Source organism: Streptomyces sp. HPF1205, from assembly GCF_020400825.1.
Classification (GTDB): Bacteria; Actinomycetota; Actinomycetes; order Streptomycetales; family Streptomycetaceae; genus Actinacidiphila.
Genome location: NZ_JAINVH010000014.1, coordinates 188,674 through 203,412, shown reverse-complemented (window position 1 = coordinate 203,412; position 14,739 = coordinate 188,674). Strand labels below are relative to the sequence as shown.

General features: G+C 72.8%; 11 protein-coding genes and 1 pseudogene. 8 read left to right on the top strand and 4 right to left on the bottom strand.

Annotated elements, in window-relative coordinates; translation table 11 throughout:
• The first annotated feature begins 9 nt into the window (after nt 1-9).
• A pseudogene (locus K7G61_RS18465) lies at nt 10-1,137 on the top strand (transposase).
• A 139-nt stretch (nt 1,138-1,276) separates the two neighbouring features.
• Here the strand turns inward: K7G61_RS18465 and K7G61_RS18460 are convergent.
• From K7G61_RS18460 to K7G61_RS18450, 3 genes are all read right to left on the bottom strand, one after another.
• Nucleotides 1,277-1,723: a hypothetical protein gene (locus K7G61_RS18460; protein ID WP_225847964.1), complete on the bottom strand. Its 447-nt coding sequence runs from the start codon at nt 1,721-1,723 to the stop codon at nt 1,277-1,279.
• A 699-nt stretch (nt 1,724-2,422) separates the two neighbouring features.
• Nucleotides 2,423-3,208 carry a GNAT family N-acetyltransferase gene (locus tag K7G61_RS18455; protein ID WP_225847963.1) on the bottom strand — a complete coding sequence of 262 codons (786 nt, stop codon included), beginning with the start codon at nt 3,206-3,208 and terminating at the stop codon, nt 2,423-2,425.
• A gap of 111 nt (nt 3,209-3,319) precedes the next feature.
• Nucleotides 3,320-3,982: a hypothetical protein gene (locus tag K7G61_RS18450; RefSeq protein WP_225847962.1), complete on the bottom strand. Its 663-nt coding sequence runs from the start codon at nt 3,980-3,982 to the stop codon at nt 3,320-3,322.
• A gap of 689 nt (nt 3,983-4,671) precedes the next feature.
• On the opposite strand from K7G61_RS18450, the gene K7G61_RS18445 reads away from it, so the two are divergent.
• The 4 genes from K7G61_RS18445 (at nt 4,672) to infA (ending at nt 11,232) form a co-directional block, all read left to right on the top strand.
• The gene (locus tag K7G61_RS18445) at nt 4,672-5,616 is read left to right on the top strand and encodes a GPI inositol-deacylase (RefSeq protein ID WP_225847961.1); all 945 of its coding nucleotides are present in this window, start codon (nt 4,672-4,674) and stop codon (nt 5,614-5,616) included.
• A complete protein-coding gene (locus K7G61_RS18440; protein ID WP_225847960.1) occupies nt 5,613-9,980 on the top strand; it encodes a caspase family protein in 4,368 nt (1,455 codons plus the stop codon). Before K7G61_RS18445 ends, K7G61_RS18440 begins: the two co-directional genes overlap by 4 nt.
• Before the next feature lie 236 nt (nt 9,981-10,216).
• Entirely contained in the window at nt 10,217-11,011 is a 795-nt protein-coding gene (locus K7G61_RS18435) for an N-acetyltransferase (RefSeq protein ID WP_225847959.1), read from the top strand.
• Nucleotides 11,008-11,232 (top strand): translation initiation factor IF-1, encoded by a 225-nt coding sequence (infA, locus tag K7G61_RS18430; protein WP_225847958.1) that lies wholly within the window; start codon nt 11,008-11,010, stop codon nt 11,230-11,232. Before K7G61_RS18435 ends, infA begins: the two co-directional genes overlap by 4 nt.
• Before the next feature lie 168 nt (nt 11,233-11,400).
• Here infA and K7G61_RS18425 read toward each other — a convergent pair whose 3' ends face one another.
• Complete coding sequence (locus tag K7G61_RS18425; protein ID WP_225847957.1) at nt 11,401-11,925, bottom strand: GNAT family N-acetyltransferase; 525 nt, start codon at nt 11,923-11,925, stop codon at nt 11,401-11,403.
• A gap of 130 nt (nt 11,926-12,055) precedes the next feature.
• Between K7G61_RS18425 and K7G61_RS18420 the strand changes: the two genes are divergently transcribed.
• From K7G61_RS18420 to K7G61_RS18410, 3 genes are all read left to right on the top strand, one after another.
• Nucleotides 12,056-12,229, top strand: coding sequence for a CsbD family protein (locus tag K7G61_RS18420; RefSeq protein WP_225847956.1), 174 nt, complete (start codon nt 12,056-12,058; stop codon nt 12,227-12,229).
• A gap of 220 nt (nt 12,230-12,449) precedes the next feature.
• The gene (locus tag K7G61_RS18415; RefSeq protein ID WP_225847955.1) at nt 12,450-12,869 is read left to right on the top strand and encodes a YciI family protein; all 420 of its coding nucleotides are present in this window, start codon (nt 12,450-12,452) and stop codon (nt 12,867-12,869) included.
• Complete coding sequence (locus tag K7G61_RS18410; protein ID WP_374204158.1) at nt 12,842-14,308, top strand: RNA polymerase sigma factor; 1,467 nt, start codon at nt 12,842-12,844, stop codon at nt 14,306-14,308. Before K7G61_RS18415 ends, K7G61_RS18410 begins: the two co-directional genes overlap by 28 nt.
• The last annotated feature ends 431 nt before the right edge of the window (nt 14,309-14,739 follow it).

Sequence of the window (14,739 nt, the reverse complement as noted above, 5' to 3'; positions counted from 1 at the left end):
GTCAGCACGATGACCGCACCTGACAGTCTGCCCCTGCACGCGCTCGCCGAGGAGAACCTGGCCTCGGCGAGTCCGGATCTGCTGCGGGCGATGGTCAAGACGTTCGCCGACGCCTTGATGTCCGCCGATGCCGACGCGGTCTGCAACGCCGAGTACGGGCAGGTCAGCGACGAGAGAGTCAACCACCGCAACGGCTACCGCCCACGCGAGTGGGACACCAGGGCGGGAACGATCGAACTCGCGATCCCGAAGCTGCGCTCCGGCAGCTACTTCCCGACCTGGCTGCTGGACCGCCGCCGCCGGGCCGAACAGGCCCTCATCTCCGTGGTCGCCACCGCCTACCTTTTCGGGGTCTCCACTCGCCGGGTGGAGAAGCTCGCCGAGTCACTCGGCGTCACCCATCTGTCGAAGTCACAGGTCAGCGCGATGGCCAAGCACCTGGACGAACAGGTCTTCGCCTTCCGAGGCCGCCCCCTGGACAGCGGCCCGTACGCCTTCCTCTGGGTCGACGCACTGACCCAGAAGGTCCGCGAAGGCGGCCGGATCGTCAATGTCCACGCGCTGGTCGCGGTCGGCGTCAACGCCGACGGCCACCCGCGGCCTGGCAGGAGTCCAACTCGTCGTCACCGACGCCCACACCGGCCTCGTAGCAGCGATCGGAGCCGTCTGGCCCGGCGCATCCTGGCAGCGCTGTCGAACCCATTACTCCCGCAACCTCGCCTCCCAGGTGCCGAAATCCGCCCAGCCCTGGGTGGCGACCTTGCTGCGCACCGTCTTCGAACAGCCCGACACCGACGCGGTGAAAGCCCAGATGCGCCACGTCCTTCACGCCCTGGAAGCCAAGTTCCCCAAGGCTGCCGAGCACCTGGACGCCGCGCAGGGCGACCTGCTGGCGTTCACCGCCTTCCCCCGGGAGATCTGGCGGCAGATCTGGTCCAACAACCCCCAAGAGCGGCTGAACAAGGAGATCCGCCGCCGCACCGACGTCGTCGGGATCTTCCCCGACCGCACCGCCTTGATCCGCCTGGTCGGAGCCGTCCTGGCCGAACAGGACGACGAATGGACCGAAGCCCGCCCTACATGGGACTCGACCTCCTGGCCAAGGCCCGCCTCCACCCGAACGAGTATAGAAAATGACATACGTCAGTGGCCCGGGCGACGCCGACCGGGGCCGGGGGCCACACGGCCACGGCCATGCGCTGGCGAGGACCGGTGGTCCGGTCGGCGTGTTCGCTCAGCAGCGGAGTCCGCGCGGCAACCACAGGCCTTCGCGCTGTCAGCTCACGACAAGGTACGGCTCCAACTGGCTGAACATTACGTACTCACCACTGGAGATACTGAAAGCACCCCGCGTGACCGCCGCTGTCGGGTGCCCCGGGAGGTTCAGGTAGCACCCCTGGGTGTAGTAGCCGTCCCAGTTGTACAGAGTGCAATTCCAGGTGTACGTGCCGCCTGTCAGGTAGATGTCGCGCAGCGGTTGCGTCACGGCGATGGTTCCGACGGGAGTGACCCCCATGTACCAGTAGTAGTACCCGGACTGCAGGGTCACGCTGCGCTCCATGGACGGGTCCGCCCCGCCGTTGGACGGCGAGCCGGTCAGGTACAGGGTCCTGCTGAGGTCGTACGTCGTCGCGTGAGCGGTGGTTGTGGTCGTGAGCGCAAGCGTCGCCACCGCGATTGCGACGGAAAATGCCTTGGCGATCCGTACCAAGCGTTCTCTCATTGCCCCTCCAAACCTGTCTCAAGGAAGTCCCCGGCGCGCAAATACATGAGATGTATGCGAACCAGATGCGCTGCCGAGGCAAGGCTAGGCGGGGAGCGGATCAGTGCCTTGACGATCCGTCGCCACTGCTTTGACGAACCGTCTCCTGTACGTCACACCGCAAGCAGGGGCCCGACTGGACCCCGCTGCCCGCGAGTACGGAACAGGTGAGCAAGGAGTGACGTGACGACGAGACCGGCGGCGGGGCATCGTCCGCCGCGCCTGGGGGCTCGGTCCGCCGGCTGGGCGAGCCAGGTCTCGGACGGAGCGGGTGCGGATCCTGGCCGAGGCGATCGGCCGGGCTTCGAGGTACGCCCCGTGGGCACCCGGCCGAGGCCGTACGGCCCCGTTACCCGCGGGCGCCGAAGCACGCGACGCGGCCCCGGTCGAGGGACTCGCGACTGATGCGCGCGGGACTGTCCGGCGCCCCGCCACTCTTCCTTCCGAGAGCCTGACCTGCGGCGACGCGCCACGACCGCCGTCGTCCGCGCGCGTGCCGCAGCCCCCCGTGCTCTACGAAGGCAGGAACGCACCTGATCACCTCGTGCCCACCGGGGCACAGGGCAAGGACGCCGTTCCCGCCCGCATCAGATCGCTGCTGCCGGCCGGCTGAGCCGGCGAAGCCGCGGCTCCGCCGACCGGTGCTCGGCCGACCGCGGTTCAGGGCGACCAGACGTACGGTGTCGTCGTGGTGACCGCGTGCAGGCCGAGGCGGGTGAGGATCGGGGCACTGTCGGCCGAGGCGTCGACGTAGAGGTAGGGAACACCGCGGACGGCGGCGAGTTGGGCCCGGTGGGCGACCATGGCCCGGTAGATGCCCTGTCCGCGCCATTCCTTGAGCGTCGAGCCGCCCCAGAGGCCGCCGAAGTCGACGCCGTCCTTGAACACCAGCCAGGCGGAGCAGACCACTTCGGTGCCTGCCTCGGCGACGAGGACGACGGTGTCCTCCGGGGCCCTCTCGATCCGGGCGGCGAGGTCGTCGGCCAGCCAGCTCCAGTCCTCGCCCCAGACGGTGCTCTCCATGGCGGCGACGCGCTGGAGGTCCGAGGCGGCGGTGATACGGCGGAGCCTCACGCCCTCGGGCAGGACGGGGTCGGCGGCAAGGTCCGCGGACTTCCCGATGAGCACGGTCTCGCTGTCCTCGGCGACGAAGCCGGCCGCCGTGAGCCGGTCGGTGAGGTCGGCGGGCAGGTCATGGCCGCGGGTCTTCCATTCGACCGCCTCACCACGAGCGGCGTAGAAGTCGCGCTGCCGGGCTATGAGCCTGTCGAGTTCCTCCCCGTACACACCGAGGTCGCGCGGGCCCGTGACGAAGCCGCGGTGCCAGCCGACGACACGGGTCAGGGGCCCGTCCCGTTCGATGCGGGTGCTGCCGCCGGGCGGAGTGACACCACGGAGCTGGGCGTCGTAGGCGGTGCGGAGTTCATCGATCAGCGTCTCACTCACCCGAACACCGTACGGGCCGGGTCAAGTGGACAAGCGCCGGCGGGACAGCGGCTCTTCGTCCACGCGCTGATCCGAAACGGCGACGCACGTGCCCGCTTCGGGCTTTCGCGTTCAGTGGAGGCGCGTGTTCATACCCCCTTGTGAGCTCGCGCGCGCACCACGACCGTGCCACCAACGCCGGACGGTGTGACCCACCAGGACCAGCGCGGCAGCCCCGGCGGCGAACCGAACGACATGCCACGTCGTCACGACGGCCCGAGCCTGTCCGTCCGCCTCTGCCGACAGCCGCTCGGAGGTTTCGATGAAGGCCACGAGCGGGATGAGCAGTCGGAACGCGAGGCCGCCTATGCCGGGGACCCGCGCCAGGTTGCCCAGGATTCCGAGTGGCGCACCGAAGACGACGGCCGCTGTTCCCCACACGAGAATATGGGAGGAAACGCCTCCACCGGAGGCTCCGGGATCCATTCCGGCCGGAACGGCGGAAGATGTCACTCCTTCCGGAACGACGGGGCTTGCGTCCTTGAACAAGTAGTAGGCGACTACCCCCACGATCAGGCCCAGTGACGCCAGCAGTGCCGACTCGATTTTGGACCGACGGAGACAACCGACCGCGAACGCGTAGCAGGCCCACGGCCAACCGCCGGAGAAAACAGTGCTGATGGCGACACACAGCGGATCATTCGATTTCCCGGCGAAGGGGCCCAGCAGGCCGAGCAGCAAACCGGTCCCCAGGCACGCGGCGACCGGCGCGGCGCGAGTGCGCAGAAGGCGCATGTTTCCCCTTCTCCGTTTCGTGGCCAGGTCGGAATGGGAGGTGGCACCGCGCGGGGTCGCGTGGTGCCGGTGCGCGAACCCCGAACGGCGCACCAATTTACGCCTCCCTGTACGTCGATCCCGCGTGGGGAGGGAAACGGATGTGCCCGCTCCAACTGTGAAGGGCACAAGCTCTACGTGCCGCCGGCCCCCGGATGACTCATGCTGGTGGCGTCCGGTTCCGCGCGGGGACTGGTGGCGGGGGGCCGCTGTTCTTCGACGAGTGTTCTTTAAGTGTTCTTTTAGGGGCGATCGCCTCCCGGTCGGGGAGGGAGCAGGGGGGCGGGTGTGCGGAAGTACCGGAAGTTTGTGGCGCGATATGCATGGATAGGTTCGTATGTCGCCGCGGTGGTGTCCCTTCTGATCGGGGAGCCGCTGCTGGGTCGGCATTTGTGGCGGTGGGCAGTGGCCGTCGCAGTGGTTCTGGTGGTGGCGCGGCTGGACTGGTGGCGGGCGCGCAGGGCGCGGGCCGCCCGCCGCAGGCGTCGTGAGGAGAGGCGCAGGGCCCGCGACAGCCGAGCTGGGTCGCAATGACGCAGGGCCGCAAGGGGCCGGCACGGCGCGAGGGGTCGCGTGGTGAACCGCGGGCGGGGGGACGCGGGGGGTCGTAGACTCCCAGCCTGCATGGCGTACCGGTGCTGGGGAGGGACATGGCCGCCATCGTGGTGGTGCACGGCGTGGGCAAGCAGTACCTCGGTCCGCGCTCCTTGCACGGGGGGATCGCCGACGCGCTGCTCGACGGCGTGGGCCTGGCCACCGCGCGCGATCGAGGCGCAGGCGCGGGGCCGCGGCTGAGGGCCGAGGACGTCGAAGTCGCTTTCTACGGGCACCTGTTCCGGCCGCCCGGTACGAAGGGCGAGCCCGCATACACGTACCGGGACGTCGGCGAGCCGGAAGAGGCGGCCCTGCTGTACGCCTGGTGGCGGGAGGCGGCCCGGCTCGAACCCGGCACGGTGCCGCCGCCCGACGCCGAGGCGGTGAAGGCGCCGGTGCCCCGCACGGTGCAGCGGGCGCTGTACGCCCTGAGCCGTTCCCGCTTCCTGGCCGGGACCGCCGACCGGTTCCTGATCGGTGTGCTGAAGCAGGTGCGGGCCTACCTCACCGATCCAGAGGTCCGGCGGCGGGTGCTGGACGAGGTGGCCGTGGCCGTCGCGGCCGATACCCGCGTGATCGTCGGGCACTCGCTCGGCTCGGTCGTCGCCTACGAGGCCCTGTGCGCGCATCCGCGGTGGCCCGTCACGGACTTCGTCACCATCGGCTCCCCGCTCGGCATCCCCAACCTCGTCTTCGACCGGCTCCGGCCGCCTCCCGAGGACGGCCGCGGCCAGTGGCCCGGCCGGGTCGCCCGCTGGACCAACCTGTGCGACAGCCACGATGTCGTCGCGCTGGCCAAGCGCCTGCGTCCCCTCTTCGGCCAGTCCCCGCTCCCCGGGCAGGAGCCGCCCGCCGGCCGGACCCAGGCCCCGCCCGTCAAGCGCGTGGAAGACGTCCTGGTGGACAACGGGTGGCGGGCGCACGCCATCGAGCCGCACCTCACGGCCGCCGAGACGGGCGCGGCGATCGCCCGCGCGCTGAGGGGGCCGGACGCCCCGTGACCACTGAGCCCCGGCGCTGGGTGGTCACCGCCGGAACCAGCCGCTACGACCACAACGACCCGCTCGTGTGCGTCCCCGAGGACCTGGAGACCGTCGACGCCGTCTTCACCGGCCTCGGTTACGAGTCGGCGGGCCGTGCGCTGGACCGGTCGGCCGACGAGCTGCGCCGGGAGCTGTCGCAGTGGGCGGCCGACCGGGAGGACGAGGACGGGGCGCTCGTCCTCTACTACAGCGGGCACGGCGACCGCGGCATCGACGAACGCCACTACCTGCTGTGCCGGGACAGCGACGTCAGGCGCCTGGCGGGTACCGCCGTGGCCACCGACGACCTGGTCGGAATCGTGACGGAGTGCGGGCTGCGGCGGCTGCTGCTGATCATCGACACCTGTTACGCGGGCCAGGGCGGTGTGGAGGCGCTGCGGGCGAGCGCCCGTGCCCTCGCCACGCGCCAGGCCGATCAGCACCGCCTCACCGCCTTCGCCGTCATCGCCGCCGCCCGCCCCCAGGAGCTCGCGCGGGACGGCTCCTTCGCCCATGCCCTGCGCGCGGCCGTCGCCGACCCCACCATCGGCGGCACGCACCAGGCCAAGCTGTATCTGGAGCAGGTCGTCGACCGGGTGAACGAGATCCTGGCCGAGGAGAGCCCCTTCCAGCAGGCCGCGCTGGGCACGCTGCCCAGCGGCGAGGGCTTCCCCTTCCTGCCCAACCCCCGGTACGTGCCCGACGCCCCGGGCCGGGGCGTCATGGACCTGGCCGACCAGCGCGCGGCGCTCAGCCGCGAGGGTCGGCGCCGCCGCGAGGAACTGCTGGAGCACTTCGGCCCGCGCGGCCGCGGCCTGGAGGGCCCGGCGGAGCACGGCTCGTACTTCAGCGGGCGTACGGCGGCCCTCGCGGCGCTGGCGCGGTGGGCCGACGGGGCGCCGGAGGCACCCGGCAGGGCGGTGGTGGTCACCGGGAGCGCGGGAGTGGGCAAGTCCTCCCTGCTCGGGCGGCTGGTGCTGCTGGCCGACCCCGGCCAGCGGGCCCTCCTCACCGACCTCACCCCGGCAACGAGGCCGCCGGAACAGCGGGTGCACGCGGCGATCCACGCCCGCCACAAGCTCCTCGGGGACGTCGTCGCGGGCGTGGCGGACGCCGCCGGGCATCCGGGTGCCGGACCCGAGGGTCTGCTGCGGGAGTTGCAGGGCCGGACGGAACCGCTGGTCATCGTCGTGGACGCCCTGGACGAGGCCGGAACGGCGGGGGGCGATTCCGAGCCGCAGCGCATCGCGGAGACCTTCCTGGCGCCCCTGGCGGCGCTGCCGTGCGTAAGGCTGGCCGTGGGAACCCGCCCCCAGGTCCGCGCCGCCCTCGGCGCGGGCTTCACCGCCCTGGACCTGGACGACGCCCGGTGGTCGACCCCCGAGGACCTGGCGGCGTACGCCCGGCGCCTGCTCCTGGCGCCCGACGGGCCGGGCAGCGGCGGCCCGTACACCCCGGAGCAGGCCGAACCCGTGGCGCGGGCCATCGCGCGGCGCGCCGGCCGCAACTACCTGATGGCCCGGCTCGTCGCCCGTGCGCTGGCGCGCAGGGCCGAGCCCGTCGACACCCGCCGTCCGGACTGGGCGGGGCAACTGCCCGCTCCCGCGGCCTCCGCGTTCCGCTGGGCGCTGTCCGACCAGCTCGGCGCCGACGCCGATCGCGCACGCGCCTTGCTGCTGCCGCTCGCCTTCGCCGAGGGGGTGGGCCTGTCCAGCGCCGCGCTGTGGCCCGCCATCGCCTCACGGCTCGCCGGTTCCGCGCTCACGGCCGGCGACGTCGCCTGGATCCTCGACGCCGCCGCCGCGCACATCGTCGAGGCGGTCGACGCCGGGCAGCGCTCCGTCTACCGCCTCTATCACGAGTCGTTCGCCGACGAGCTGCGCGCCCAGGTCGACGCGGCGCAGGCCCAGGCCGCGATCACCCGCGCGCTGCTGGCGCTCGTGCCGGAGGTGCCGGTTGCGTCGGAGCTTTACGAGCCGCCGCAGCCGCCCGAATTCTCGGAGCCGCACGACGAGGTCCCGCGGACCCCGGGGGCCTCCGGGCGCCCGCGCCGGCACTGGGCCGCCGCCGATGTGTACATCCGTCAGCACCTCGCCACGCACGCGGCGGCCGCGGGCCTCATCGACGAACTCGTCACCGACCCGGGCTTCCTGCTCAGCGCGGAACCCGCGGCCCTGCAGCGGGCCATGACGACCGTCACGACCGCGGCCGGGGCAGCGGCGTGCTCGGCCTTCCGGCGCTGCGCGGCGATCCTGGCCGCCGAGCCGGACCCGGGCCACCGAGCGGCGCAACTGCACCTGGCCGCCGTCCAGGAGGACGCCCGCGAACTCGCCGGCAACATCCGCGACGCCTTCCCCGGTCTGCCGTGGCAGGCGCTGTGGGCCACGACGGCTCCCGGGACGTACCGGGTCGTCGGCTCCTTCGATCCGCCGCCGCACGCGCTGGCGGTGCTCGACGTCGGCGGCCGGCGTGTGATCGCCGCGGCCCAACGGCCCGGCGGTGTGCGGTGGATCGACTACGTCACGGGCGAGCCGCTCGGCGCGCTGCCGCCGCTGCCCGGCGACGTGGTCGCGCTCTCGGCCTGCGGGGACGCCGCACGGCCGTGGCTTCTCGTCCAGTACCGGCGGGTGGCCGAGTCCGTCGTCCAGGTCTGGGACCTCGCCGCGGAGAGCGCGCTCGGGCCGCCGGTGCCCATCGGCGAACGCCAGGAGGAGGTTCTGCGGGTCGGCGCGGCGCCCTGGGAGGACCGGTGCGTCGCCGCGCTCCCCGAGAGGACGGCGGTACGCCTGGTGGACATGGCCACGGGCGCCGAACTCGCCGAACTCGCGGGAGGGCCGCGGCCTCGCCGTAACGGGTCCTGCCGCACCGCGCTCGGCGTCGACGGCGACCGGTTGATCGTCGCCGCCGCGGCGGGTTCGAGGCGCTTCGACACCTCCACGCTGCGCCCGCGCAACGCCGACCTCGTGGTCTGGACGGTGGAGCCCGGCCGGGGCCGCCGGCCGAAGGCCGCCCGTGACAAGGGCAAGGCGCAGGGCAACGAGGTCCTCGACCTGGTCGTCGTACGCGGCCAGGCGCAGGTGGCGACGTCCAGCGGTTACCGGCGGGGGCGGTTGCGGACCTCCGACCGGACCGTCGACCGCCGCCGGCTGCGCGAGTGGCACACGTACTCCACCAGCGCGTGGCTGGCGTTCGCCAGACAGGGTGCCGAGGGTCTGCGAATGCGGGTGGAGTACGAGCGCACCAGCCTGGAACTGATCGCCGGGCAGATGACGGTCTCGTCGACCGGCGTCGGCAGCCAGGCCCATGCCTGGGCACTGTCCGAAGGCGGCGCCGCCGACTTGGCGGTCGTCTTCGCCGACAAGGGGCCGGCGCTGAAGGTCTGCGAAGCGCGCGTGGCGGCGGACACGGACCACCCCGTCTTCGCGGGAAGCCAGGAACTCGGCTCCGTCGACTGCGAAAGCGGGGTGAGGGACGGCCGGAGCGTCCTGGTCGCGCTGGACCGGAACTGGCCCCGGAACCTGGCCGTGATCGAACCGCGCTCCGGTGAGCGGTTCGACCGGGAGCGGCCCGAGGGCTGGCACTCCCCGCACCTCGCGCGGAGCGCGCCGGGCGCTCCCGTGGTCCTGTACCAGAGGGACGGTGAGGCGCTGGTCTTCCACGGGAACGGTCCGGTGGCGGCCCGGCTGCAGGGGCATTCGAAGGTGTGGGACCTCGTCGTGGCGAAGCTGCGCGGCGAACCGGTGCTGGTGGGGGCGACCGACACGGGAGTCGGGGTCTGGGATGTGGACGGGAGCCTGCGGCACCACTGGCGGGTCGGATTCACGCGGTACGCCAAAGCGGTCGAACACGACGGCCTGCTTCTGATCGTCAGCAGTCACTCGGCGCGCCTCCTGCGCGTGCTGACGTATCCCGAGGACCGCCAGGAGGCCGGTGCGGGCGAGACGGTCATCGACATCGGGCCGGACGAGGTACTGGGAGACGTGGGCGTGTGGCAGGGCCGGCCCTGCCTGGTGCTGACCCGGAGCGCCCCCGGCACGAACCTCACCGAGGTGACCGTCCGGGACTTCACCGGCCCGGAGCCCGGACGCGGGGAGTGGCGCCGGCGGATCGGGCACCGCGTCGGGGAAGGGCAGGCCCGCATGGTGACGGTGGGCGGACGCGAGGCGCTGGCCGTGGCCACCGGCGACCACCGGCTGGTCGTCCTGGCACACGGCTCCCCCGACCCGGTCGCGGACATCCACGTCGGCGCGGACATCGAGCGGGTCGCCCCGATCGACGACGGCCTCCTCGGCGTCGCCACGTCGGCCGGGGTCGTCGTGATCCAGTTCGCGCCTCGCCCGTGACGGAACACCTCGGCACGTTCCGGCGCGCCCCACCGCTCGTGGAGCGGGAAATTGCTTTGAGCCGGGCGGCGTCCCGCCGCTACTGTCCTGCCTGGACCGTGCAGTCGTCGTATGGAGGTGAGACCCGTGAACACAGTTACCCATGGGTGCTCCCTCAACCCGTCACGGTCCGGCGGCTGACGTTCGGGGTCGCCAGGAGCGCCTGAAACCGAGGCACTCCTGGAAGGGAGACTCCGATGAACACGAGACCTTTCACATCCGGCCCCGGCGAGAACGCGGTGCGGATCACTCGCGTCGCCGACGGCCAATGGCACGCGCTGGACGACGACTTGGTGGTCGGCCGCGGCCACGCGGCGCACCGGTCCGACGGGCGCATGTTCGTCGCCATCGACGCCTGGCGTGACACCACCTTCGACCGGCTCGCCGAGGCGATGCTGGCCCACCTGCCGGCGCCGCTGTACACGGTGGTCGACGAGGCCGACGCCGAACTGACGGCCAACTGGCGGCGGGCCGGATTCACGGTCCGGCGCCGCGAGTGGGAGTACGTCGTGCCGACCGACCCGCGGGTCACCGGCCTCGGCGACGTCCTGCCGCCCTCCGGTGTGACGATCGTGCCCGCCGGCCAGGCGGAGCCACGTCTGCTGCGGGCGGTCGACCGGGCGATCCGTGACGACGTCGAGGCGACCGCCGGATGGTGGCGGACGATGCCCGCGGAGGTGATTCCCCACCGCGAAGGCGACACCATCGTCGACCCGTCGCTGTACACGGTGGCCGCGGCACCCGACCGCTACCTGGGCCTGATCCGGGTGGTGCGGGTGAAACGGCCGCGCGTCGGGCTGCTCGCCGTACGGGCCGGCGAGCGCCGCCGCGGGATCGGGCGGGCGCTGCTGGCCCACGCGCTGGGCACGCTGCACGCCGCCGGGTGCGACGCCGCCTGGGCCGAGGTCCACGAGTCCAACGAAGCGGCAGCGGCGCTGTTCGAGCGCGCGGGCGCCCGGCCGGTGGGCAGCAACCTGGAGCTGGTGCGATGACCAAGCACAAGAACGTCATCGAAGTCGAGGGCAAGGTCGTCGAGTGCCTGCGCAGCGCCATGTTCACCGTTGAGCTGGAGAACGGCCACCGGGTGCTCGCGCACGTCAGCGGGAAGATCCGCAAGAACTACATCAGGATCGTGCTGGAGGACCGGGTGCTGGTGGAACTCCCGCCGTACGACCTGACGCGCGGCCGGATCGTCTTCCGCTACCGCAACTAGGCCGGGGGGCCGTGCGTCAGGCCGGGGCCCGGCACCAGGCCGGGGCCCGGCGGAGGCCGGCGCCTTCCGCCGTGTCCGACCATGGGCGCGGCGTCCGTCCGACCGCCGGTGCCCGGTCACGGCGTTGTGCCGTGGCCGGGCCCCGGCGAGGGCCGGGCGGCGGCGGATTCAGGACGTCGGCACCCAGTAGCGGCGCTTCGTACCGACCGCGTCGATGAACCGGCCGCCGTTCGCCTCGATGACGCGCCGGGAGGCGGTGTTCGTCTCGGAACAGGTCAACAGCGCTTGCGCGATGCCGAGTGACCGGGCGATCGGCAGTGCCGCGGCGAGCATCGCGGTCGCGTGCCCCCGGCGGCGCGCGCTGGGCCGCACGTCGTAACCGATGTGGCCGCCCTCCTTCTCCAGGGCCGCAGTCAGCCGGTGCCGGACGGCCACCCTGCCCAGCATCCGGTCGGCCTCGGCCCACCAGAGCGTCGTCATCGGAACGAACCACTCCGCCCGCCTGTTCGCTTCGTCGCGTTCGCCCAGCAGGCGCGCCACGTAGCCGGCGAAAGCCGCGGGGTCCGTGAGGGCGGGGGGCTCGATGTCGTGGACGAACCACGGGGTCGGGTAGTCGCGGTCCTCGGCGAACTCGCGCACCGCGGCCAGGAACGACGCCCGCAGACGAACGGTCGGATCGATCAGCTCGGCCATCCGGCCATGATGCCGCGTCCGTCCGCCGCGGGCCCACCCGTTATCGGCGGCCCCGTCGCGTTTACCGCCGCCGTGAGCGACCAGACGGACAGCAAGGCTTTGACACCGGCAACCGAGGAAGGTGAGCGGCATGGCCGCCAACGAGAAGGTACGGGCGCAGGTCGAGCGGATGGTCGGCAAACTCGCCCAGGCGGTCGGGCGCGCCAAGGGCGACCGGACCCTGACCGCGAAGGGGCACGCCGCCGAGAACGTGGGCCGGGCCCGCGGCGCCAAGGAGTCGGTCAAGGACGCCGGCAGGCGCTGACCGGCAGGCCGCGCCCGAGCCCGGTCCCGATCCGCGGAGAAGGCTCAGCGGTCCGTTTCGTGTGTTTCATCTGCTTCGCCTGTTTCGCCTGCTTCATCCGGTACGGACGCCGGCCGGAAAAAATATCGGCCGGTGTCCGTCCGCCGTGTCGATCCGCGACGGCGCCGTTCGACCTGGGATAGAGAGGGTCGAGAGGCGGCCCCCGTCGAGGAGAGCGAAGATGGCCAAGTACATGCTGATCATGCGCGGCACGGACGAGTCCGTGGCGAAGATGATGGAGACCCCGTTCGAGGAGATGCTCGAAACCGTGGGGCGTTTCAACGAGGAGCTGATCCGGGCCGGGGTGCTCGTCGCCGCCGAGGGTCTGGACGACCCGTCCCAGGGCGTGGTGGTGGACTACAGCGGAGAGACCCCGGTGGTCACCGACGGCCCGTACGGCGAGACGAAGGAGCTGTTCGGCGGCTTCTACCTGATCGACGTCGCGTCGAAGGAAGAGGCGGTCGAGTGGGCCAAGCGCATGCCCGCCTTTCCCGGCTCGAAGTGCGAGATCCGGCGTGTGCCGGGCATCGAGGAGTTCCCGCAGGACAACGAGTGGATCGTGAAGGAGCGGGCGTGGCGCGAGCAGACGGGCCGGCTCTGACGCCCGCTGACCGGGACCGGAGCCGGGACCGGGACCGGGACCGGGACGGCCCGCCAAGCGGCGGCCCGCCCGGTCCCGAGCCGGCGAGTGACGGGCCGCCGCGTACCGATCCGCCGCGTACCGATCCGCCGCGTACCGATCCGCCGCGTACCGATTCGGCGAGTGCCGAGTCGGCGCGGCGGGCCGTCGAGGCGGTCTGGCGGATCGAGTCGGCGCGGATCGTCGGCGCACTGGCCCGCTACACGGGGGACTTCGCGCTCGCCGAGGACGTCGCGCAGGAGGCGTTGGCCGAGGCGCTGGTCTCCTGGTCGCGCGACGGTGCGCCGGCCAACCCGGTGGGCTGGCTGCTGGCGACGGCGCGGCGGCGGGCCATCGACGCCTTCCGGCGGTCGTCGGCGCTGGACGAGCGGTACACGCTGCTGGCGGCCCGGCTGGCCGAGGGCGAGTTCAGCTCGGGCGTCGGGGACGCGGCGGGCCGGCCGGGGGACCCGCCGTGGGATCCCGACCGGGTCGACGACGACGTCCTCGCGCTGATGTTCACCGCCTGCCACCCGGTGCTCTCGCCCGAGGCCCGGGTGGCGCTGACGCTGCGCGTGGTGGCGGGCCTGTCCAGTGAGGAGATCGCGCGGGCGTTCCTGACGCCCGTGCCGACCGTCCAGGCCAGGATCACCCGGGCGAAGAAGACGATCGCCGCGGCGCGCGTGCCGTTCGAGCTGCCGCCGGCGCAGGAGCGGCCGGCGCGGCTCGGCGCGGTCCTGAGCGTGCTGTACGTGATCTTCACCGAGGGCTCGACGGCGACGGCCGGTGACCGCCTGCTGCGTACCGACCTCGCGTACGAGGCGGTCCGGCTGGCCCGGATGCTTCTGGCGGTCCTGCCGGGGGAGCCGGAGGTGTACGGGCTGCTCGCGCTGTTCGAGCTGACCGCCGCGCGCTTTCCGGCCCGTACCGGGCCGGACGGGGAGGCGGTGCTCCTGGAGGACCAGGACCGGCGCCTGTGGGACCGCTCGGCCGTCCGCCGCGGTCTGGCCGCGCTCGGCCGCGCCTCGGCCGTGGGGAAGGGCCTCGGTCCGTACGGCCTCCAGGCCGCGATCGCCGCGTGCCACGCGACGGCGCCCTCGGTGGGCGAGACCGACTGGGAACGTGTCGTGCTGCTGTACGAGGCGCTCGGCCGCGTGGCCCCCTCGCCCGTCGTCGAGCTGAACCGGGCCGTGGCCGTCGCGATGGCGAGCGGACCGGGGCCGGCGCTGTCCCTGGTCGACGAACTGGCCGTCTCCGGCCGCCTGGCCGGGTCGTACCTGCTCCCGAGCGTGCGCGGCGAACTGCTCGCCCGCCTCGGCCGGACCGCCGAGGCCCGCGCCGAGCTGGAACTCGCCGCCCGGCTGTGCCGCAACGCCCCCGAGCGGTCCGTGCTGCTGCGCAAGGCGGCCGCGCTGCCGTGACCACCCGCCTCACGTGACCGCCCGGCCCCGGCGGTTGTCCCACGCGCGGACCGCGCGCTGTCGTCATGCCGGCCACGGGGAGGCGTGAACGGCCGGACGGTGGGAAGGCAGGCAAGGGGTTGGGCCGCCACCCGGGAGGGGCCGGGGCCCGGCCCTTCGACGGATCGGGCGAGCTGGGGCGTGTGAACCTGTTGCGGGACTACGGGCACGAGGAGGCGGGCGGGCCCGCCGTGCCGCGTACCGGACCGCGGGTGTCCCGATGGTCCGGGACGACCTTTTTGTCCGGTCGACGCGCGTGGCACGCGGACCGAGCCCGTCGGGAACCGACCTTCGTGCGCGGGGCCCGGTCGTGCTTGGGTGGACGGGCCGGCACACGCCCCAGCCGTCGTGCCGGCCGGCGGCACGCGATCCCACAAGGAAGGCACCGGCAC